General features: G+C 68.7%; 19 protein-coding genes and 1 pseudogene. 17 read left to right on the forward strand and 3 right to left on the reverse strand.

What is annotated here, in order from left to right:
• From PSS76_RS17250 to pdxT, 3 genes and pseudogenes are all read left to right on the forward strand, one after another.
• Window positions 1-151: pseudogene (locus PSS76_RS17250) on the forward strand (pyridoxal 5'-phosphate synthase lyase subunit PdxS); the annotation flags it as partial.
• Between the two features lie 106 nt (window positions 152-257).
• Window positions 258-1,085 carry an acyl-CoA thioesterase gene (locus PSS76_RS17255; RefSeq protein WP_022595651.1) on the forward strand — a complete coding sequence of 276 codons (828 nt, stop codon included), beginning with the start codon at window positions 258-260 and terminating at the stop codon, window positions 1,083-1,085.
• A 91-nt stretch (window positions 1,086-1,176) separates the two neighbouring features.
• The gene (gene pdxT / locus PSS76_RS17260) at window positions 1,177-1,782 is read left to right on the forward strand and encodes a pyridoxal 5'-phosphate synthase glutaminase subunit PdxT (RefSeq protein ID WP_005513543.1); all 606 of its coding nucleotides are present in this window, start codon (window positions 1,177-1,179) and stop codon (window positions 1,780-1,782) included.
• A 30-nt stretch (window positions 1,783-1,812) separates the two neighbouring features.
• Here the strand turns inward: pdxT and PSS76_RS17265 are convergent, their stop codons facing one another.
• Entirely contained in the window at window positions 1,813-2,847 is a 1,035-nt protein-coding gene (locus tag PSS76_RS17265; RefSeq protein ID WP_005513542.1) for an alpha/beta hydrolase, read from the reverse strand.
• Between the two features lie 295 nt (window positions 2,848-3,142).
• On the opposite strand from PSS76_RS17265, the gene PSS76_RS17270 reads away from it, so the two are divergent.
• The 10 genes from PSS76_RS17270 to PSS76_RS17315 all read left to right on the forward strand — a co-directional run bounded on the left by PSS76_RS17270 (window position 3,143) and on the right by PSS76_RS17315 (window position 14,555).
• Window positions 3,143-3,895: a YebC/PmpR family DNA-binding transcriptional regulator gene (locus PSS76_RS17270; RefSeq protein ID WP_005513541.1), complete on the forward strand. Its 753-nt coding sequence runs from the start codon at window positions 3,143-3,145 to the stop codon at window positions 3,893-3,895.
• Between the two features lie 97 nt (window positions 3,896-3,992).
• A complete protein-coding gene (gene ruvC, locus PSS76_RS17275; protein WP_337456431.1) occupies window positions 3,993-4,568 on the forward strand; it encodes a crossover junction endodeoxyribonuclease RuvC in 576 nt (191 codons plus the stop codon).
• Window positions 4,565-5,170, forward strand: a complete 606-nt coding sequence (gene ruvA, locus PSS76_RS17280) for a Holliday junction branch migration protein RuvA (RefSeq protein ID WP_013415856.1) — start codon at window positions 4,565-4,567, stop codon at window positions 5,168-5,170. Before ruvC ends, ruvA begins: the two co-directional genes overlap by 4 nt.
• A gap of 14 nt (window positions 5,171-5,184) precedes the next feature.
• A complete protein-coding gene (gene ruvB, locus PSS76_RS17285; protein ID WP_221278768.1) occupies window positions 5,185-6,300 on the forward strand; it encodes a Holliday junction branch migration DNA helicase RuvB in 1,116 nt (371 codons plus the stop codon).
• A gap of 178 nt (window positions 6,301-6,478) precedes the next feature.
• A complete protein-coding gene (gene yajC / locus PSS76_RS17290) occupies window positions 6,479-6,811 on the forward strand; it encodes a preprotein translocase subunit YajC (RefSeq protein ID WP_005513536.1) in 333 nt (110 codons plus the stop codon).
• A 146-nt stretch (window positions 6,812-6,957) separates the two neighbouring features.
• The gene (gene secD, locus PSS76_RS17295) at window positions 6,958-8,643 is read left to right on the forward strand and encodes a protein translocase subunit SecD (RefSeq protein WP_049910348.1); all 1,686 of its coding nucleotides are present in this window, start codon (window positions 6,958-6,960) and stop codon (window positions 8,641-8,643) included.
• A gap of 2 nt (window positions 8,644-8,645) precedes the next feature.
• On the forward strand, window positions 8,646-9,821 hold the full coding sequence (gene secF / locus PSS76_RS17300) for a protein translocase subunit SecF (protein WP_013415859.1): 1,176 nt from the start codon (window positions 8,646-8,648) through the stop codon (window positions 9,819-9,821).
• A gap of 1 nt (window position 9,822) precedes the next feature.
• On the forward strand, window positions 9,823-11,562 hold the full coding sequence (locus PSS76_RS17305) for an ABC transporter substrate-binding protein (RefSeq protein WP_013415860.1): 1,740 nt from the start codon (window positions 9,823-9,825) through the stop codon (window positions 11,560-11,562).
• Window positions 11,563-11,570: 8 nt separating this feature from the next.
• Complete coding sequence (locus PSS76_RS17310; RefSeq protein WP_005513525.1) at window positions 11,571-12,137, forward strand: adenine phosphoribosyltransferase; 567 nt, start codon at window positions 11,571-11,573, stop codon at window positions 12,135-12,137.
• A gap of 81 nt (window positions 12,138-12,218) precedes the next feature.
• Window positions 12,219-14,555, forward strand: a complete 2,337-nt coding sequence (locus PSS76_RS17315) for a RelA/SpoT family protein (RefSeq protein ID WP_081121763.1) — start codon at window positions 12,219-12,221, stop codon at window positions 14,553-14,555.
• A gap of 77 nt (window positions 14,556-14,632) precedes the next feature.
• Here the strand turns inward: PSS76_RS17315 and PSS76_RS17320 are convergent, their stop codons facing one another.
• Both PSS76_RS17320 and PSS76_RS17325 read right to left on the reverse strand, forming a co-directional pair.
• On the reverse strand, window positions 14,633-15,421 hold the full coding sequence (locus PSS76_RS17320) for a peptidylprolyl isomerase (protein ID WP_084846085.1): 789 nt from the start codon (window positions 15,419-15,421) through the stop codon (window positions 14,633-14,635).
• Window positions 15,421-16,281, reverse strand: a complete 861-nt coding sequence (locus PSS76_RS17325; RefSeq protein ID WP_064057854.1) for a peptidylprolyl isomerase — start codon at window positions 16,279-16,281, stop codon at window positions 15,421-15,423. Before PSS76_RS17325 ends, PSS76_RS17320 begins: the two co-directional genes overlap by 1 nt.
• A gap of 195 nt (window positions 16,282-16,476) precedes the next feature.
• Between PSS76_RS17325 and PSS76_RS17330 the strand changes: the two genes are divergently transcribed.
• The 4 genes from PSS76_RS17330 to PSS76_RS17345 all read left to right on the forward strand — a co-directional run bounded on the left by PSS76_RS17330 (window position 16,477) and on the right by PSS76_RS17345 (window position 21,790).
• Window positions 16,477-17,157, forward strand: coding sequence for an MBL fold metallo-hydrolase (locus tag PSS76_RS17330; protein WP_221286163.1), 681 nt, complete (start codon window positions 16,477-16,479; stop codon window positions 17,155-17,157).
• Between the two features lie 15 nt (window positions 17,158-17,172).
• Window positions 17,173-18,453, forward strand: a complete 1,281-nt coding sequence (hisS, locus tag PSS76_RS17335; RefSeq protein ID WP_013415863.1) for a histidine--tRNA ligase — start codon at window positions 17,173-17,175, stop codon at window positions 18,451-18,453.
• A gap of 46 nt (window positions 18,454-18,499) precedes the next feature.
• Entirely contained in the window at window positions 18,500-19,081 is a 582-nt protein-coding gene (locus tag PSS76_RS17340; RefSeq protein ID WP_044990999.1) for a hypothetical protein, read from the forward strand.
• A 105-nt stretch (window positions 19,082-19,186) separates the two neighbouring features.
• Window positions 19,187-21,790, forward strand: a complete 2,604-nt coding sequence (locus PSS76_RS17345) for a helix-turn-helix transcriptional regulator (RefSeq protein ID WP_022595662.1) — start codon at window positions 19,187-19,189, stop codon at window positions 21,788-21,790.
• Window positions 21,791-21,873: the final 83 nt, after the last annotated feature.

Raw genomic sequence — 21,873 nt, forward strand, 5'->3', positions numbered from 1 at the left:
CGAGCGCGCCGCCGCGATCGTCAAGGCCACCACCTTCTTCGACGACCCCGACGTCCTCGCGAAGGTCTCCCGCGGTCTCGGCGAGGCCATGGTCGGCATCAACGTCGACGACATCCCGCAGCCTCACCGGCTCGCCGAGCGCGGCTGGTGACCTTCAGCCGGTAGAACACAACACGACGAACGCGGTGACGGCCCGGTGCGGCCGTCACCGCGTTCGTGCGTTGCTAGCCTGAGCGCACGCGGCGGAAGGGGCCCAGATGGCGAAGATCGAGCAGATCCTGGAACTCGAGCGGCTCGAGCGGGATATCTTCCGCGGTATCGCGACGGAGACGATGCTGCCGCGCACGTTCGGCGGACAGGTCGCCGGGCAGGCGCTGGTGTCCGCGGTGCGGACGGTCGATGAGCACTTCCACGTCCATTCGTTGCACGGCTACTTCCTGCGGCCGGGTAACCCGGTGATGCCGATCGTCTACCTCGTCGACCGGATCCGGGACGGCCGATCGTTCACCACCCGTCGCGTGACCGCTGTGCAGGACGGGCAGGCGATCTTCACGATGTCGGCGTCGTTCCACGTGCTCGACGAGGGCATCGAGCACGAGGACGTGATGCCGACCGTGCCGGCGCCGGAGGACCTGCCGGACGCGGCGTCGCTCGCGTCGGAGGAGAAGTCGTGGGAGTTCCGCGAGTGGGCGGACTGGGACCTGCGCTACGTGCCGACCGAGCAGATCCAGCGTCGGCGGGGTGTGCCGGTGCAACAGCAGGTCTGGTTCCGTTCCCGCGAGGAACTACCCGACGATCCGGTCTTCCACATCTGCACCCTCGCGTACATGAGCGACATGACGCTGTTGGCGTCGGCGAGCACCACCCATCCGGATACTCCGATCCAGAGTGCGTCACTCGATCACGCGCTGTGGTTCATGCGTCCGTTCCGGGCCGACGACTGGCTGCTCTACGACCAGTCGTCCCCGTCTGCCGGTTTCGGCCGGGCGCTCACCCAGGGGCGCATCTTCAATCGCGAGGGGCATCTCGTGGCCGCCGTCGTGCAGGAGGGCCTCACGCGACTCCTGCGGCGCGATCCCGGGTAGATCCGTGCGGATCGGTGGATGCGGGGCGCGTCAGCAGTGGCTGATAGCGTTTCCGTAGTCAATAGCGTCGAATAGTGCAGGACATTCTCTCGTGACCAAACAACCGACCATCGGCGTGCTCGCACTCCAGGGCGACGTCCGCGAGCACCTCGCGGCGCTCGAATCCAGCGGCGCCCGTGCGCTCGGCGTTCGCCGACTCTCCGAACTCGAATCCGTGGACGGCCTGGTGATTCCGGGCGGCGAGTCGACGACGATGAGTCGGCTGCTGACCGTCTTCGATCTCCTCGATCCGATTCGTGCCCGCCTCGAGGACGGGATGCCGGCCTATGGCTCGTGTGCCGGGATGATCCTGCTCGCGAGCGAGGTGCTCGACACCCGCCCCGATGCGCAGCACCTCGACGGGCTCGACATGACGGTGCGGCGCAACGCCTTCGGACGTCAGGTGGACTCGTTCGAGGCCGACCTCGACTTCACCGGCATCGACGGCGATCCGGTCCGCGCGGTGTTCATCCGCGCGCCGTGGGTCGAGCGGGTCGGGCCCGGTGTGGACGTCCTGGCCCGGGTGCCGGAAGGCCCCGCCGCCGACCACATCGTGGCCGTGCGGCAGGGCCCGGTCCTCGCGACCTCGTTCCACCCCGAGGTCACCGGCGATCGTCGCGTCCACCAACTGTTCGTCGACATGGTGCGGGGTAACTGACCCCAAACCCGGCAGCGTCCGAGGGGCGCGTCACCACGCGTTCAGGGCGTCGAGGATCTGCGGACGCGACTTCCACAACTCCGCGGACCAGTAACCCCACGCGTGCGTGCCGTCGGGCGTGAAGTCGTACGTCGCAGGGATCCCGAGGCTGTTCAGCCGCGCCTCGAAGGCGCGGGTGTTCATCAGTGCCAGCGATTCGAGACCCATCGCGTTGGACGTGTTGAACGACGTCACCGAACCCGATGATCCGAGGGAACCGCGCAGATCGGACGAGCCGAGGGATCCCAGCAGAGCGCCCGGTGCGTCGTACTCGCCGGGCAGGCCGTTGCCCGAGGAGATGTACATCGACAGACCCTTGAGCAGTGGTGCGAACACGAAGGGATCGTTGCGCATCCACCGGCCGTCCCACGGCGGGCCCCACATGGCATCGGAGTTGTACCCACCGGCGTCGAGCATCGCGATCCGGATCATCTCGCGCATGCCGGGAGCCGACAGATTGAGGTAGCCGGAGTAGGAACCTGCGAACTTGAACTGGTCGCGGTGATAGGCGGCCAGCGTGAGCGCCGCCGAGCCGCCCATCGACAGACCCGTCACCGCGTTGTTGGTGCGGGAGACGCCGCGGGTCTCGAGGTAGGCGGGCAGTTCCTGGGTCAGGAAGGTCTCCCACTTGTAGGTGATCTTCTGCCCGTTGAAGTTGCTCGGGGCGTACCAGTCCGTATAGAAGCTGGACTGTCCGCCGACCGGCATCACCAGGGTGACGTTGTCCAGGGCGAACTGCTCGAACGCGTTGGTCTCGAACGACCAGGCGTTGCGGTCGTCCCGCGCGCGCATGCCGTCGAGCAGGTAGAGAGCGGCGTTACCCCCGCGCGCCGCCCACTGGATCTGGACCTTGATCGGGCCCATCGTCGAGTCGACCCACGCCTCCTCGTAGCCACCGCGTGGGGCAGCGTTCGCGGTGGTCGTGCCCGTCACCGCCGTCAGCGCCGGCAACAGCAGAGCTGCCGCCACGAGTCCGATCAGTCGCTTCTTCAGACGGTGGGTCGATCCCGGTCTGTGAGTGCGCATTCATTCGCCTTTCCCCCAACGATCCGGGCATCCGCATGTTCGCGCCCCCGCGCGAGAGACGCCGTCCGTCGTTCTCGATCACACATCGTTGATGTCTCTGGAAGGGTCCATTGTGCCCGACGCGCTGTCTTGGGAACGTCGGCAACATCTACCGGATCGTAACCTTCCGGGGGAGGCGGTGTGTCCGGACCGGACGGGTGTGCAGGTAGCATCGAATCTCCGACAAGTGTGCAGTCGAATTGCCGTGGGATTTGTCGTATCTGCCACGGCGCACTGCAGGAAGGGGCTCCCACGAATGAGCGGCCACTCCAAATGGGCCACCACCAAGCACAAGAAGGCCGTGATCGACGCCAAGCGCGGCAAGATGTTCGCGAAGCTGATCAAGAACATCGAGGTGGCAGCTCGTACGGGTGGTGGCGATCCGTCGGGTAACCCCACCCTCTACGACGCCATCCAGAAGGCCAAGAAGAGCTCGGTCCCGAACGACAACATCGAGCGCGCTCGCAAGCGTGGCGGTGGCGAGGAAGCCGGCGGCGCCGACTGGCAGACCATCATGTACGAGGGCTACGGCCCCAACGGTGTCGCCGTGCTGATCGAGTGCCTCACCGACAACCGCAACCGCGCCGCCGGCGAGGTGCGCACCGCGATGACCCGCAACGGCGGCAACATGGCGGACCCCGGTTCGGTCTCGTACCTGTTCACGCGCAAGGGCGTCGTGGTGCTCGAGAAGAACGGTCGCACCGAGGACGATCTGCTGGAGATCGTGCTCGAGGCGGGTGCCGAGGAGATCAACGATCTCGGTGAGAGCTTCGAGATCGTGTGCGAGGCCGGCGATCTGATCCCGGTCCGCACCGCGCTGGTCGATGCCGGCGTCGACTACGAGTCGGCCGATCCGGACTTCCGTGCGTCCGTCGAGGTTCCGGTCGACGCCGAGGGTGCCCGTAAGGTGTTCAAGCTCGTCGACGCCCTCGAGGACTCCGACGACGTCCAGAACGTCTACACCAACGTCGACGTCTCCGACGAGGTGCTCGCCGAACTCGACGCCTAGGCTCCGGCGGCGCCGACTGCGTGTTGGTGCATCGTCACGCGCCCACCTCCCGCTATGCTCGAACAACTGTTCGGAAAGTAGTGCGAGAGGTGGGCGCGTGCGTGTTCTGGGTGTCGACCCCGGCCTGACGCGATGCGGCTTCGGCGTCGTGGACGCGGGCCGTGGCCGCGAGGTGAGGCCCGTGGCGGTCGACGTCGTGCGGACCCCGCCCGAGATGGAACTCGCGTCGCGTCTCCTCCGGATCTCGGAGGCGGCCGACGAGTGGCTCGACCGGTTCCGGCCCACGGTCGTCGCGGTCGAGCGAGTGTTCGCGCAGCACAATGTACGAACCGCGATGGGGACGGCACAGGCCGGCGGTGTGGTGGCCCTCGCGGCGGCCAAGCGGGGTATTCCTGTGTGCTTTCACACGCCGAGCCAGGTCAAGGCCGCGGTGACGGGTAGCGGTGCCGCCGACAAGAAGCAGGTCACCGCGATGGTCACCCGCATTCTCGGACTGGACACCCCGCCGAAGCCGGCCGATGCGGCCGACGCGCTCGCGCTGGCGATCTGCCATTGTTGGCGCGCGCCGATGCTCGAGCGGATGGCCGCGATGGAAGCGGCGGCGGCGGAGCAGAAGCGGCGGTACGAGGCACGGCTGAAGGAAATTGCGGCCGGAAAGGCAGGAACACGGTGATCGCTTCGGTTCGGGGTGAGGTTCTCGAGGTCGGGCTGGACCATGCGGTGATCGAGGCCGCGGGCGTCGGGTACCGCGTCAACGCGACACCCGCCACCCTGGCGACCCTTCGGCGGGGCGACGAATCGCGCCTGTTGACGGCGATGATCGTCCGTGAGGACTCGATGACGCTGTACGGCTTCGCCGACGCGGAGTCGCGAGATCTGTTCGGCCTGCTGCAGACGGTGTCCGGGGTGGGGCCGCGGCTGGCGATGGCGATACTCGCGGTCCTCGAACCCGAGGCGCTCCGCAAGGCCCTCGCAGAGGGCAATGTCACCGCGCTTACTCGTGTTCCGGGCATCGGCAAGCGCGGCGCCGAGCGCATGGTCGTCGAGCTTCGCGACAAGGTCGAGGCCGTCGCCGTGACCGGTGATCTGCCGGGCGCGGGTGCGGCCACGTCCGCGAGCGTCGTCCGTGACCAGGTGGTCGAGGCGCTGACCGGTCTCGGCTTCAAGCTCGAGCACGCGGAGAAGGCCACCGACACCGTGGTGGCGGCCGATCCGGAGGCTCCGACGTCCACAGTCCTGCGGTCGGCACTCGCGCTGCTCGGGAAGACACGATGATCTACGGCGACGGTATGGACGACGCCGGAGGCGCCCGCGACGCGTCGGACGAGTCGGCGGTCACGGCGAATTTCGTCTCGTCGGACGGCGAGGTCGAAGCGAGCCTGCGTCCGAAGAACCTGAGCGACTTCATCGGCCAGCCGCGGGTCCGCGAACAGCTGCAGCTGGTGCTCACCGGCGCGAAGCTGCGCGGTGGGACTCCCGACCACGTGCTGTTGTCCGGACCGCCCGGCCTGGGTAAGACGAGCATGGCGATGATCATCGCGACGGAGCTCGGCACCTCGCTGCGGCTGACGTCGGGTCCCGCGCTCGAACGCGCCGGCGACCTCGCGGCGATGCTCAGCAATCTGGTCGAGGGCGACGTGCTGTTCATCGACGAGATCCACCGGATGGCGCGGCCCGCCGAGGAGATGCTGTATCTCGCGATGGAGGACTTCCGGGTCGATGTCGTGGTGGGGAAGGGGCCGGGCGCGACGTCGATCCCCCTCGAGGTCGCCCCTTTCACTCTGGTCGGAGCCACCACGCGTTCGGGTGCGCTCACCGGGCCGCTCCGGGACCGCTTCGGCTTCACCGCGCACATGGACTTCTACGAGCCGCACGAGCTGCAGCTCATCCTGCTCCGATCGGCCGGCATCCTCGGGATCGAACTCGGCGAGGAGGCCGGTGCGGAGATCGCGGGGCGCTCGCGTGGCACGCCGCGCATCGCGAATCGGCTGCTGCGCCGGGTCCGTGACTACGCGGAGGTCCGCGCCGACGGCATCATCACCCGCGAGATCGCGCAGGCGGCGCTGGCGGTGTACGACGTGGACCAGCTCGGCCTCGACCGGTTGGACCGGGCGGTGCTGGGCGCGCTGGTCCGAAGCTTCGGTGGTGGGCCGGTGGGAGTCTCGACGCTGGCCGTCGCGGTGGGGGAGGAACCCTCGACGGTCGAGGAGGTGTGTGAGCCGTTCCTGGTCCGGGCGGGCATGATCGCCCGGACGCCGCGCGGTCGCGTCGCGACGGCGGCCGCGTGGGCGCAACTGGGCCTCGCACCTCCGCCGGACGCCGCGGTGGGCGGCATCGAGGTCCGCGCCCGCGAACCGCAGCTCGGTCTGTTCGACCCGCAGGACCCGGACCGGGATGAATCGTGAGGTGATTTCACCGCCCGGGAACCCGCGTTGTTCGATATGAGCGAAATGCCATCGGTGACGATTTCCCTTTCGCGCGACCCGCTAGTGGCACACTGGTCACTAGCGCGGGGCCGACCGGTCCCGTGATCATCGCCGTGTGTAACGCCTTACATGACGAAACCCGAGGACTGACTTCCTGATGGAATTGCTGTTTCCGCTTCTGATTCTTGCTCTGCTCGTGCCGATGTTTCTCGGCATCAGGCGCCAGAAGAAGGAGATGCAGAAGACCGCCGATCTGCAGGACTCCCTGAAGATCGGTGACCGTGTCATGACCACTGCCGGCCTCCACGCGACGGTGGCCGGACTGGACGAGGGAACGGTCGATCTCGAGATCGCTCCCGGTGTCGTCACCACCTGGTCGCGGATGGTCGTCCGTGAGCATGTGGTCGACGAGGACGCAGCCGGCACCGAGTCCGTCGAGCACGACGACGAGACCCCGGACGACACGCAGCGTCGCCTGAACGGCGAATAGTGCGGTAGCCGCCCTCGTCGGCAGGAATTCCCCCTGCCGACGAGGGCGTGTTCACGCTCGGCCCGCCGAGCGGCTCGCTTGTCTTTTTTGCGTCATCACCTTTGCGTCATCATCTGAACCGCACGTACCGAGGAGACAGACAGACCGTGGCACCTTCGACAGGATCGGTGCACCCAGTGCGCGCGCTCGCCGTTTTCACGGCGCTCGTCGCCGCGCTGTATGCGCTGGTCTTCTTCACCGGAGACAAGTCCCCGACTCCCGAGCTCGGGATCGACCTGCAGGGCGGAACACGTGTCACCCTCACCGCGCGGACACCGGACGGCAGTACACCCAGCCAGGACAGCCTCCGTCAGGCCCAGCAGATCATCGAGACGCGCGTCAACGGCCTGGGCGTCTCCGGGTCCGAGGTGGTGATCGACGGTGACAACCTGGTGATCACGGTGCCCGGCGACGACAGCTCGCAGGCACGGTCGCTCGGTCAGACTGCCCGGCTCTACATTCGCCCGGTCGTCGGCTCGCAGGCCGCAGCTGCCCCCGGTGCGCAGCCGGCACCTGCGACGCAGGCCCCGACCACGCCGGCTCCGGCGCCGACCGAGCCCGCCGCCACCCCCGACGTGCAGGAGCGCCCGTTCCCGGCGCAGGATCCCACCGAGCCGGCCGAACCCTCGCCGTCTCCGGCGCCCGCTCCCGCGCCCGGTGAGCCTGTACCCGGTTCTCCCGAGGCAGCCGCAGCCGAGATCGCCAAGGCGAAGGAGACACGTCAGAGCGAGGACCCGGCGGTCCAGCAGCAGGCGATGGCCACGCTCGACTGCTCGGCGCCCGATCCGCTCCAGGGCAACGACGACCCGAATCTGCCGCTCGTCGCCTGTTCGACGGACGGCACCACCGTGTACCTGCTGGCGCCGAGCATCATCGACGGCCAGGAGATCTCCGACGCCAGCTCCGGTTACAACACGCAGCAGTCCCGCTACGAGGTGAGCCTGAGCTTCAAGTCGAGCGGCAGCTCCACCTGGGCGCAGTTCACCGCCGCCAACATCGGCAAGCAGGCCGCCTTCACGCTCGACTCGAAGGTCGTCAGCGCGCCCGTCGTGCAGGGTGCGACGCCGGCCGGTAGCTCGACCTCGATCACCGGCCAGTTCAACCAGACGCAGGCGCAGGAACTCGCGAACACCCTCAAGTACGGGTCGCTGCCGCTGTCGTTCCAGGCGTCCGAGGCCGAGACGGTCTCGGCGACCCTGGGCCTCGCGTCGCTCGAGGCGGGCCTCATCGCCGGCGCGGTGGGCCTCGTGCTCGTGCTCGTCTACTGCCTCGTCTACTACCGCATGCTGGGCGTGTTGACCGCGCTGTCGCTGGTGTTGTCGGGTCTCATGGTCTACGCCGTGATGGTGCTGCTCGGCCGGTACATCGGCTTCACCCTCGACCTGGCGGGCATCGCCGGTCTGATCATCGGTATCGGCATGACCGCCGACTCGTTCGTCGTGTTCTTCGAGCGGATCAAGGACGAGATGCGCGAGGGCCGGAGCTTCCGGTCCGCCGTACCACGTGGTTGGGCGCGTGCGCGCCGGACGATCCTGTCCGGTAACGCGGTCAGCTTCATCGCGGCTGCGGTCCTGTACGTCCTCGCCGTCGGCCAGGTGCGCGGCTTCGCGTTCACCCTCGGCCTCACGACGATCCTCGACGTGGTCGTGGTGTTCCTGGTGACCTGGCCGCTGGTGTACATGGCATCCAAGTCCCGCTTCTGGTCGAAGCCCGGCGTCAACGGTCTCGGCGCGGTCCAGCAGGTCGCTCGCGAACGCAAGCTGGTCGCGGCGTCGACCTCCGAGGAGGCATGAAAATGAGTGAGTCGAACACCTCTGCAACCTCCTCCGGGGCGACCGAGGCAGCCTCCGATCGTGCAGTGCTGCCGCACCACAGCTGGCTCCAGCGGCTCTACACCGGTACCGGCGGATTCGAGGTCGTCGGACGCCGCAAGTTCTACTACTGGTTGACCGGTGCGATCGTCGCGCTGTCGCTCCTGAGCATCCTCGTGCGCGGCTTCTCCCTCGGCATCGAGTTCGAGGGCGGCACCCGCATCCAGTTCCCGACCCCGGAGGGTGTGACCACCGAACAGGTCGAGACGGTCTACAGCGACACCCTCGGCCAGGAGCCGGTCTCGGTGCAGACGGTGGGCTCGGGCTCGAGTTCGTCGGTCGAGATCCGCTCCGAGGCGCTCGACGCCGGTCAGGTCAACGAGCTGCAGAACGCGCTGTACGACGAGTTCCAGCCGAAGGACAGCAACGGCAACACGTCGAAGAACGCGATCAGCGTCGCGGACGTCAGCGAGACGTGGGGCGGGCAGATCACCAAGAAGGCGCTCATCGCGCTCGTGGTGTTCCTCGTCATCGTCAGCATCTACATCGCTGTCCGGTTCGAAAGAGACATGGCGATCGCCGCGATCGTGTCGTTGTTCTTCGACATGATCGTCACCGCCGGCGTGTACTCGCTGATCGGTTTCGAGGTGACGCCGGCGACGGTGATCGGTCTGCTCACGATCCTCGGCTTCTCGCTCTACGACACCGTCGTCGTGTTCGACAAGGTGGAGGAGAACACCCGGGGAATCCTGCACCTGAACCGGCGGACGTACGCCGAGCAGGCGAACCTGGCCGTCAACCAGACGCTGATGCGGTCGATCAACACCACGGTCATCTCGATCCTCCCGGTGATCGCGCTGATGGTGGTCGCGGTGTGGCTGCTGGGTATCGGCACCCTCAAGGATCTGGCACTGGTCCAGTTGGTGGGCATCATCGTCGGCGCCTACTCGTCGATCTTCACCGCGACGCCGATGCTGGTGTCGATCAAGGAACGGTGGGGTCCGGTCGCCGCACATACCAAGAAGGTGCTCGCGAAGAGGGCGGCCGCCGGCACCCGTGTCGGGGCGTCGCAGCCCGAACCTCGGGTTAGCGCGGCGGCGGGTCCCGCGCCGCGACCCGGTGCGGTACCGACCGGGAAGCGCAACAAGAAGAGGCACTGACATGGCGGACGCCACCAGTCGCAGCAGGTTCCGCCGCCGGGCGGCCAGGTCGATCGTCGCCCTGGCCGCCGCGGCCGCGGTCGGCGCGACCGCAGCGTGCAGCAGTGAACCGACCGATCAGGTGCCCTCGTTGGGCTACGCGATCGACAACGTCGTCACCACCTACAACGGCAACACCGTCGAGGGCTCGGCGACCGGGGCGCTGCAGTCGTTCGGTCGGGTTCTCACCGGTATGAGTTACACGGGTCCGTCGGGTGCGCCGGTGGCGGACACCGATTTCGGAACCGCGAGCGTGGTGCCCGGGGACTCACTCACCGTGCAGTACCGACTCAACCCGTCGTCGGTCTACTCGGACGGGGTGCCGATCTCGTGTGACGACTTCGTGCTCGCATGGGCGGCCGGCAGCGGCCGCTTCACCCGGCCCGGCGACAGCGGTCCGGTGTCGATGTTCGACGCCGCCACGCGCGCCGGCTACGCGGACATCGAACGGGTCGACTGCCAGCCCGGGGCCAAGGACGTCACGGTCGTGTTCTCGCCCGGCCGCGGCTACCTCGGCTGGCGGTCGTTGTTCGGCGCCACCGAGCTGATGCCGGCCCACGTCGCCGCGCAGGCCGCGGGTGTGCCGGACCTGGTTGGAGCGATCCGTTCCGGCGATGCGGACGCGGTGGGGCGGATCGCGGATTTCTGGAACACCGGGTGGCGTCTCGAGCCCGGCGACCTCGAACTGGCCAAGTTCCCGTCGTCGGGTCCGTACCGGATCGAGTCGTACACGACCGACGACGGCCTGGTGCTCGTGGAGAACGAGCGGTGGTGGGGTATCAAGCCGCAGACGTCGCGGATCGTGGTGTGGCCCAAGGGCTCCGACGTGCAGGCCGGAATGGATGCCGGGGACGTCGAAGTCGTGGACATCGGTGCCGGTTCGCTGGCCGGGTTCGAGCCGGACGGCGGATTCGACGTCGCACACGAGCCGTCGCGCAGTGTGGAGCAGTTCGTGCTCGCGACGCAGGGTGTGTTCGGTTCGCCCGACGCCCGCCGCGCGTTCGCGCTGTGTCTGCCGCGGCAGCGGCTGTACGACGAACTCGGTCACCCCGGGTTCGACCGTGCGGACGGCATCGGATCGGGTGTGATCGACTCCCGGATCACGGGGCCGGACACGCTGTTCTATCCGTCGGCGGTCGCCGCGGAAGGCGGCACGTACACCGACCCCGACATCGCCGGAGCGCGCGAGGCCGCCGGTCAGCAGCAACTGACCGTCCGTGTCGGGTACCTCGGCCCGGACGAGCGTCGTGCGCGCACCGTGCAGATCGTCGCCGAGTCCTGCGCCGGCGCCGGCATCACCGTCGAGGACGCGGGTTCACCCGACTTCTCCCCGACGGCGCTGCGCGCCGGACAGGTCGATGCGGTGCTGGCAGGCACCGCGTCCGCGGCCGGTGCTGCCGGGACCGACTCGATCGACGACGCGGCGTTCGCACTGCGGACCGGCAACGGCGACAACTTCGGCGGCTTCTCGAACCGCCGGTTCGACCAGGTGGTCGACCAGCTCGCCGTCGACGCGTCGCTCGCGGCCCGCATGTCGCTGCTCGGTGAGGCCGAGGCGATCCTGTGGAACGAGATGCCGACGATCCCGCTGTTCGACCAGCCCCGCACGATCGCGCACTCGAAGGGCATGCACGCCGTCGTGCCCAATCCGACGAGGTCCGGTTCGGGATGGAACATGGACAGGTGGATACTTCTCAGGTGATTTCTCAGATGGATGCACCCGAAGCCACGAACCCGGAACTCGCCTCGGCGCTCGAGCGTGCGGGTGATGCGGTCTCCCGTCTGACCCGTTGGTGCGACGACTTCCCGACGCCCGGTGTCCGGTTCGCGGATCTCACGCCGGTGTTCGCGGACGGGCCGGGATACCGGTCGGTGATCGAGGGTCTCGCGGCCGCCGGCGTCGGAGCCGATCTGGTTGCCGGGGTCGACGCTCGCGGGTTCCTGCTCGGCGGCGGTGTCGCGATGGAACTCGGATGCGGCGTCCTTGCGGTCCGTAAGGCGGGCAAGCTGCCGCCGCCGGTGCACGCCGAGAGCTACGCGCTCGAGTACGGCGCCGCGACACTGGAGATTCCGTGTGACGCGCCCGACCTGTCGGGGCGCCGGGTGTTCGTGATCGACGACGTGCTGGCCACCGGCGGCACCCTGCTCGCGGCGGCGGAGCTGCTGGTGCGGGCCGGTGCGGACGTGATCGGCGTGGCCGTCGTCCTCGAGATCGAGGAGTTGGGCGGGCGTGCGCGGTTCGACCGGTACCCGCTGACATCGCTGGTCAGAGTCTGAGGACTACAGTTGTGCCTGGTGGTGTAGCAGTGCCGCCAGGTTCCGAGTGGCCGTGGCAGTGCGGTGGCAGGAGGTGACGGCATGACCCAGCATCTTGATCGTTCCCAGAACACTGATGCCACGAATACCGGCGGGACGAATCCCGCCGAGAAGAGCGCGCCGGTGCCGACGTCGGCATCGCGGCGGGTGCGGGCGCGACTGGCTCGCCGGATCACCGGTCAGCGCAACGCGCCGATCCGGCCGGTGCTCGAGCCGCTCGTCGCGGTGCACCGCGAGCTCTATCCGAAGGCCGATTTCTCGCTGCTGCAGCGCGCGTACGACGTCGCCGAGCAGCGGCACGCGACGCAATTCCGCAAGTCGGGCGATCCGTACATCACGCATCCGCTGGCGGTGGCCAACATCCTGGCGGAGTTGGGCATGGACACCACGACACTGGTCGCGGCGTTGCTGCACGACACGGTCGAGGACACCGGATACTCGCTCGAGGAGTTGACGGCCGAGTTCGGCGACGAGGTGGCGCATCTCGTCGACGGCGTGACCAAGCTCGACAAGGTCGTGCTCGGATCGGCGGCCGAGGGCGAGACCATCCGCAAGATGATCATCGCGATGGCGCGGGATCCGCGGGTGCTGGTGATCAAGGTCGCCGACCGCCTGCACAACATGCGCACGATGCGCTTCCTGCCGCCCGAGAAGCAGGCGCGCAAGGCTCGCGAGACGCTGGAAGTCATTGCGCCACTGGCGCATCGACTCGGCATGGCGACGGTGAAGTGGGAGCTCGAGGACCTCTCGTTCGCGATCCTGCATCCCAAGAAGTACGAGGAGATCGTGCGCCTGGTCGCGGACCGGGCGCCGTCGCGGGACACGTACCTGGCCAAGGTGCGGGCGGAGATCAATGCGACGCTGTCCGCGTCGCGGATCAACGCGGTCGTCGAGGGCCGGCCCAAGCACTACTGGTCGATCTACCAGAAGATGATCGTCAAGGGCCGCGACTTCGACGACATCCACGACCTGGTCGGCGTGCGGATCCTGTGCGACGAGATCCGGGACTGTTACGCCGCGGTCGGCGTGGTGCATTCGCTGTGGCAGCCGATGGCGGGCCGGTTCAAGGACTACATCGCGCAGCCCCGCTACGGCGTGTACCAGTCCTTGCACACGACCGTGATCGGACCCGAGGGCAAGCCGCTCGAGGTGCAGATTCGCACCCGGGACATGCACCGCACCGCGGAGTTCGGTATCGCCGCGCACTGGCGGTACAAGGAGACCAAGGGCAAGCACTCGAACGACATCGCCGAGGTCGACGACATGGCGTGGATGCGCCAGTTGCTCGACTGGCAGCGTGAGGCGGCGGACCCGGGCGAGTTCCTCGAGTCGCTGCGCTACGACCTCGCGGTGAAGGAGATCTTCGTCTTCACCCCGAAGGGTGACGTGGTGACACTGCCGGCGGGATCCACGCCGGTCGACTTCGCGTACGCGGTGCACACCGAGGTGGGCCACCGCTGCATCGGCGCCCGGGTCAACGGCCGGCTGGTGGCGCTCGAGCGGACCCTCGAGAACGGCGAGGTCGTCGAGGTCTTCACGTCGAAGGCCCCGAACGCCGGGCCGAGCCGCGACTGGCAGACGTTCGTGGTGTCGCCGCGCGCGAAGGCGAAGATTCGGCAGTGGTTCGCCAAGGAGCGCCGCGAGGAGGCGCTCGAGGCGGGCAAGGACGCCATCGCGCGTGAGGTGCGCCGCGGTGGTCTTCCGTTGCAGCGCCTGCTCAATGCCGAGGCCATGACCGCGCTGGCGCACGAGCTGCGGTACACGGACGTCTCGGCGCTGTACACCGCGGTGGGCGAGCACAACGTGTCCGCCCAGCACGTGGTGCAGCGGCTCGTGGCGCATCTCGGTGGCGAGACCGCTGTCGAGGAGGAGCTGGCAGAGCGGTCGACACCGTCGACTATCCCCACCCGATCGCGCACGTCCGGAGACGTCGGCGTGCTCGTGCCAGGCGCACCGGGCACCGTGGCGAAGCTCGCCAAGTGCTGCACCCCGGTGCCGGGAGACGAGATCATGGGGTTCGTCACGCGCGGCGGCGCCGTCAGCGTGCACCGCACGGACTGCACCAACGCGACGTCGCTGCGCGAGCAGTCGGAGCGGATCATCGACGTCGAGTGGGCGCCGTCGCCGACGTCGCTGTTCCTCGTCGCCATCCAGATCGAGGCGCTCGACCGGCACCGGCTGCTGTCGGACGTCACGAAGGCGCTCGCGGACGAGAAGGTCAACATCCTGTCGGCGTCGGTCACCACATCCGGTGACCGGGTCGCCGTCAGCAAGTTCACGTTCGAGATGGGCGATCCGAAGCACCTCGGTCACGTGCTCAACGTGGTCCGCAACGTCGAGGGCGTCTACGACGTCTACCGCGTCACCTCGGCGGCCTGAGAACCCCGATACACGGCTGAAGGGTCCCTTCGTGCGTTGGGAGCGCACGAAGGGACCCTTCAGCTGTTCGGGACGGGTCAGGCGACCTTGGCGGTCTCGATGGTGACCGTGTCGGTCGGTGTGCCGTCACCCGGGGACGTGGAACCCTCGACGCCCGCAGCGGCAATCTTGTCGAGCGTCGCCAAGCCCTCGTCGGAGATCGTGCCGACCACGGTGTAGTTGGGCTGCAGCAGCGAGTCCTCGAAGACCAGGAAGAACTGGCTGCCGTTGGTGTCGACGCCGGCGTTAGCCAGCGCGACGGTGCCGCGCGGGTACACGACGGGGTTGCTCGACGCCGGGTCGTTCGGTGCGAACTGGTTCGTCGGGTACTCGTTGTCGTACCGGTAGCCGGGTCCGCCGCTGCCGCGACCGCTGGGGTCACCGCACTGGAGCATGCCCAGGCCGGGAGCAGTGGAGATCCGGTGGCAGGGGGTGTTGTCGAAGTAGGCCTGCTCGGTGAGGCTGACGATGCTATTGACACTGCACGGCGCCTCGCCGCGGTCGAGAGTCATGCCGATCGGCCCCTGGCCAGTGGTGAGGTCGACGCCGACGGTTCCGGCCGTGGAGACAGCGGTCCCGTTGGGCGGTTGCACTTCCTTCGCGGCCGTGCCGGCGGCCGGGTACGTGCAGTCGACGGTCGGTGCCGCGGGTGCGGACGGCGCGGGCAGCGCCGGGTACTGCGACAGGTCGATCTTCGGGGCCTCGGGGGTGGTCCACATGCTCGACGAACTCGTCGTCGTGTCGGACGATCCGCCGTCGTCGCTGCCGCACGCGGTGAGGAGGAGGGCGAGGCCGAGTCCGGCTGCCGCGAATGCCGTGCGCTTCATCAATCCAACCTCACGCTGGTGATGTCGATGGGCAGGTTCGGCTTGCCGCCGCCCGCGGACATCGATCCGTCGTCGCCGGCGGCGGCGACTTTCTCGATGGTCTGGAGTCCGGTCTCGTCGATCGTGCCGAACACCGTGTACTGCGGCGGCAGCGTCGAGTCGCCGTAGACGAGGAAGAACTGGCTGCCGTTGGTGCCCGCGCCGGCGTTGGCCATCGCGATGGTGCCGCGCTTGTAGGTGACGGGCGTCTGGGCGGCCAGGTCGTCGGGCGCGTACTGGTCGGTGGGGAACTCGTTCGCGAACTGGTAGCCTGGTCCGCCGCTGCCGGTGCCCGTCGGATCGCCGCACTGCAGCACCTGCAGGCCCTCTCCGGTGACGAGGCGGTGGCAGGTGGTGCCGTCGAAGTAGCCCTGCGACGCGAGGCTGACGAAACTGTTCACGGTGCAGGGGGATTCGGCGTTGTTCAGCGTCAGCCCGATGGGGCCCTGCGTCGTTTCCATGCTCGCGCTGACCGTCGCGACCGTCGTGTCGATGCCCTCGGCGCGCGGCGGGTTGTTCGGCTTGGCGGGGGCCTCGGCCGGCGTGTACGCACAGTTGACGAGGTTGGGCAGCGGCTCGGCGCGGCCCGCGGGCATCGCAGCGGCGCTGGGCGTCTCGGACGCGGCGGTGTTCTCCGTCGAGTTGTCGTCCTTGCCGGACAGCGTGACGACGACGGCACCGACCGCGATCACGACGATCGCGCCGACGATCGACCCGGCGATCGTCATCTGCTTGCGCTTCCGTGCGCGTTCGGCGCGCCGTTCGAGCTGGCGTTCCAGCTTTCGTTTCGCAGCCTCACGGCGCTGCTGATTGCTCGGCACTGCAGTCGTCCTCCCGTACGTCTCGTTCGGTCTTCTCGGAACTCTCCCGTGGCGCCCGTCACCGCACATGGGACATGCGCGAGTCTGCCACCTCAACCTGAGAGGATCCTGGCGGGGCGACGGCCTAGGCTGTACTGATCCGCTCCGGATCCCGTATGACCCCGTTAACCGCCCCGTACTCTAGGAGTTGTCGCCGTGCTCGTCACCGGATTCCCCGCCGGAATGTTCCAGACCAACTGTTACATTCTCGCGCACGACGACTCGGGGGAGTGCGTCGTCGTCGATCCGGGTCAGGACGCCGCCGAGCCGCTCATGCAGTTCCTCGCGCAGTCGGAACTCGAGCCGAAAGCGGTTCTGCTCACGCACGGTCACCTCGATCACACGTGGTCGGTTCATCCGGTGTGCGAGCACTACGGAATCCCGGCGTACATCCATCCCGACGACCGGTACATGCTCACCGATCCGGGACGCGGCATCGGGCCGTCGATGAACCAGTTCATCGCGGGCGTCGAGTTCCGGGAGCCGGACGAGGTGATCGGGCTGGCCGACGGGGACGAGTTCACCGTCGCCGGCATCGATTTCGTCGTCGACCACACGCCCGGGCACACCCAGGGCTCGGTGGTGCTGCGCACCGAGATCGCAACCGAGGAGGGCCCGCTCCAGGTGGCGCTGACCGGCGACACCCTGTTCCAGGGTTCGATCGGCCGTAGCGACCTGCCCGGTGGCAACCACGAGCAGTTGCTGCAGTCGATCGCGCGGAAGCTGTTGGTGCTCGACGACACCACCGCGATCCTGCCCGGGCACGGGGGCTCGAGCTCGATCGGCCAGGAACGCGCGTCCAACCCGTTCCTCGTTGGACTGACCGCCTCCCAGTAAGGAAAAGTAGGCACCGTGAGTAAGTCAGGTCTCAGCACCTTCTCGGCCCCCAAGGGCGTTCCCGACTACGTTCCGCCGCAGTCCGCGGAGTTCGTCGCCGTGCGCGACGGATTGACCCGCGCGGCCCGGCTCGCGGGCTACGGCCACATCGAACTCCCGATCTTCGAGGACACCGGGTTGTTCGCCCGGGGCGTCGGCGAATCCACCGACGTCGTCTCGAAGGAGATGTACACGTTCGCCGATCGCGGCGACCGTTCGGTGACGTTGCGTCCCGAGGGCACGGCCGGTGTGATGCGCGCTGTGATCGAGCACGGGCTCGACCGCGGTCAGCTTCCCGTCAAGCTCAGCTATGCCGGCCCGTTCTTCCGTTACGAGCGCCCGCAGGCGGGCCGCTACCGGCAGTTGCAGCAGGTGGGTGTCGAGGCGATCGGCGTCGACGATCCCGCGCTCGACGCCGAGGTGATCGCGATCGCCGACGCCGGGTTCCGCAGCCTGGGTCTCGACGGTTTCCGCCTCGAGATCACCTCGCTCGGCGACGACACCTGCCGGCCTCAGTACCGGGAGCGCCTGCAGGAGTTCCTCTTCGGGCTCGACCTGGACGAGGACACCCGCCGCCGCGCGGAGATCAATCCGCTGCGCGTCCTGGACGACAAGCGGCCGCACGTCAGGGAGATGACGGCGGACGCGCCGCTCATGCTCGACCACCTGTCGGAGAGCGCGAAGGCGCACTTCGACGAGGTCCTCGCGCACCTGGACGCCCTCGGGGTGCCGTATGTCGTCAATCCCCGCATGGTGCGCGGTCTGGACTACTACACCAAGACGACGTTCGAGTTCGTCCACGACGGCCTGGGCGCGCAGTCCGGTATCGGCGGCGGCGGTCGGTACGACGGGCTGATGGCGCAGCTCGGTGGTCAGCCGCTGTCGGGCATCGGGTACGGCCTCGGGGTGGATCGGACGATCCTCGCGCTCGCGGCCGAAGGCAAGTCCGCCGGCAACCCCGCCCGCTGCGAGGTCTTCGGGGTCCCGCTGGGCGCCGCCGCGAAGACCGAGATGGTGAAGATCGCCCACGCGCTGCGTGCGGCCGGGATCCGCGTCGACATGGTGTACGGCGACCGTGGCATCAAGGGGTCGATGAAGGCCGCGGATCGTTCCGGAGCTCGCATCGCGCTGGTGCTCGGCGACGAGGACCTCGCGGCCGGCACCATCGCCGTCAAGGATCTGAGCAACGGAGAACAGACGTCGGTGGCCATGGAAGGCGTTGTCGCGCAGATCGGTTCGATTCTTGCCGACGCCTGACGGGCGGTCCGGGGAAGAGTTCTCCCTCGACCTCGTCCCGGCGGCGATGCTCGCTCCGCGGATGCGGAAGGTCGCGCTGGTCGCGGTCGTCATCGGAGTCGTCGTGGGCGGCGTGGTGGCGATCTTCGCCGCTCCGCTGGTCGCGCTCGCGGTGGGTGCGGTGATCGCGCTGCCCACCGCGGTCTCCGCGCTGCTGGCGACGCGTCGTCGAATCTGGCTGTCCGGTACGACGATTCACGCGTCGAACGGCCTCATCGAGCGCCGCGTCGACGTCGCGCGGGCGGTCAGCGTCGAATTCGTCGTGCGCGCCGCCCGGATCAGCCAGGTGGCCGTCCGGATCGGTGACGGTCGCGTGGTCCGCACCGTCCCCCTCGCGCTCTACACCGCCGACGGGGGTCGGGAACTCGACGTGCTCGGCCTGCGCAAGCTCGCCGATGCGCTGTCGGCGAGCGAGTTGGCTCCGGCCGCCGGTGCGGCGTCGCTGCTGATCGACCAGTTGCGGGCGGAGGCGCGCGGCGCCGGGCTCGAGGAACGGCCGCTGTACCGAGCCGTCGTCCTGGTCCGGGACGCGGGACGGGTGCCGCAGACGACCCTCACCGACGAGGAAGTGGCCGGGTTGTCGAACTGACCCGAATCCGAGGCGGCGGGACCGGACCGACCGCGCAGTAACTCCCTGATTGCGGGTTGCGCGGTTCGATGCGCGGGGGCCACCGACAGGATTATCGTTCGAAGCATGGTCGGTCTCTGGCCCGTCCTGGACCGTAAGGCTGCGTTCGAGGGCGCTCGGGAACTGCTCCGCGACGGACGATCGTGCGGAGTGGTGCTGGTCGGTACCGCCGGTGTCGGCAAGACCACGATGGCGCGGGAACTGGTGGGTTCGCTGACCGGTGAGGCGCGCTGGATCGTGGGCACCGAGTCCACCCAGAGCATTCCTCTCGGCGCCTTCGCGCCGCATCTGGCTCGGACCACCTCGCGCGACCCGGTCGTCGCCCTGCGAGCGGTCCGGGACGTACTCGCCGAGGACGGCTCGGCCCCGGACGGCGGCGCCGCCATCGTCGGCGTCGACGACGCCCATCTGCTCGACGAGTTCTCCGCGGGCCTCGTGCACCAACTGGCGGTCGGCCGCGACGTCCGCCTCGTCGTCACGGTCCGCAGCGGCGCGCCGGTCCCGTCGGCGATCGAGGCACTGTGGAAGGACGGGCTGCTCACCCCGTTCGTCGTGGAGCCGTTCACCCGCGCGGAGATGGACGAGGAACTGCACCAGGTGCTCGGTGCCCCGGTCGAGCGGTTCAGCGCGGACGCGATCTGGGAGGCGTCGGAAGGGAATCCGCTGTTCCTGCGGCACCTCGTGGAGGGTGCGCTCGACGGCGGCACGCTGCGCCGATCCGGTGGGGTCTGGCAGCTACGGGGGCGGCCCGGGGTGTCCGCGGCGCTCGCGTCGCTGCTCGAATCACGGTTCGCCCGCACCCCGCGAGACGCGCTCGACGTGGTGGACTACCTGGCGTTCTGCGAGCCGCTCGAACTCGAGGTGCTCAGCGAACTCGTCAGCCGGCGCTCCATCGAGGAGGCCGAGCGGCTGGACTTGGTACGGATTCGGGATGTCGGCAACGCGCACGTGGTGCGGCTCGCCCACCCGCTGTTCGGCGAGGTCATCCGTGACAGGGCGGGGGTGCTCGCGGCGCAGCGCATCAAACGGCGGCTGGTGGAGGTGCTGCGCGAATCACCGGACCCGGGCGTGGTGACCTCGATGCGGATCGCGGAACTCGCCGTGGAGTCGGGCATCGAGCCGGATCCCGAACTGCTGGTTCGCGGTGCCGAGGACGCGATCGCGATGGCCAGCCTGGAACTCGGGGCCCGGCTGGCAGCTGCCGCCGTTCGCCGCGGCGGCGGATTCGACGCGTCGTTCGCGCTCGGCCGCGCGCTGATGTGGCAGGGCAAGGGCGACGACGCCGAGGAAGTCTTCGCGGCCGTGGACCCCGACGAACTGTGTGAGTACGACGTCGCGCGATGGTTGCTGACCCGCGTCGCGAGCCTGTATCTCGAGGCCGGCAGACCGCAGGAAGCGGTCGCACTGTTCCGGCGTGAGCGCGATCGGATCAGCGATCCGATGCTGGCGGTGTCCGTCGTGGCCCTCGACGCGGTGCTGCACCTGTACGACCGCGAGCTCGGGACGGCGATCGCACTGGCGCGGGAGGTGGAGGCGGCCCCGGAGGCGCACCCGTGGGCCCGCGCGAGCGGTGTCTTCGCCGGGGTGGCGGCACTGACGGTGTCGGGGCGCGGACTCGAGGTGGGCGCCCTCGCGGCATCCGCGTGGGAGGCGATCTCGCACGGCGACGGACTGCTCCGCTTCCACATCGGGTACTTCGAGGTACTCGCCCTGACACTCGTGGGGCGGCTCTCGGCGGCGGAGTCGACCGCCGCCCGTTATCGCGAGATGGCGGCCGGCCAGCCGAACAGCGCGGCCCTGGCCGATGTGGCGTCGGGCGTCGTCGAACTGACCGGCGGCCGGCTCGACGACGCGGCCGAACACCTCACCGAGGCGCTGGCCGTCCTGGACCGCGAGACCCGTTCCGAATGGATGCTGCTGGCCGCAGTGAGTCTGTGTCAGGTGCGTGCCGCGCAGGGCAAGGGTGCCGACGCGGCCGCAGCGCTCGTGGTCGCCGAACGCAACTCCGGTCCGGAACTCGCGTTCTTCGACCCGCTGATCGACATCGCGCGGGCCTGGGTCGCGGGATCGGCGGGGGAGGTCTCGGCGGCGGTGCACGCGGCACGGCGCGGCGCGGACCTCGCGGCGCGATCCGGTCAGTTCGCCGTCGAGGCGATCGCACTCGACGTCGCGACGACGTTCGGTGACTACACGACCGCATCCCGGCTCGGCGAGCTCGCCGCCTTCGTGGACGGACCCTTCGCGCGGGTCGCGGCGGCGCGCGCGCAGGCGTTGGCGAAGGCCGACGGCCCGGCACTCGATGCGCTCGCGGCAGAGTTCGAACGCACCGGGACCCTGTTGGCTGCGGCCGACACGTACGCGCAGGCCGCGACTGCATACTCCCGATCCAACGATCGACGCGGCGAGTTGACGTCGGCGGCGAAGGCGCACTGGCTGGCGTCACGTTGCGACGGGGCGACGACGCCGGCACTCGCGAAGGCGGCCCGTCCGCTCCCACTCACCGACCGCGAACGAGAGGTGGCGGTGTTGGTGGGCCGGGGACTGTCGAACAAGGACATCGCCCGGCGTCTCGTCCTGTCGGTCCGCACCGTGGAGGGCCACATCTACCGTGCGTGCGAGAAACTGGCCCTCAGTCACCGCAGCGACCTCGCCAAGCTTGTCCGGGTGTGACGGTCGGCACTCTGTGGCGTAGCTCGCGGGATGTGACCGATCCCATTCTCCCGCCGACGAATTCGTGCCTACGGTGGAGGTGT

This window comes from Prescottella sp. D32, assembly GCF_037287305.1.
In the GTDB taxonomy this organism is placed as follows: Bacteria; Actinomycetota; Actinomycetes; order Mycobacteriales; family Mycobacteriaceae; genus Prescottella; species Prescottella equi.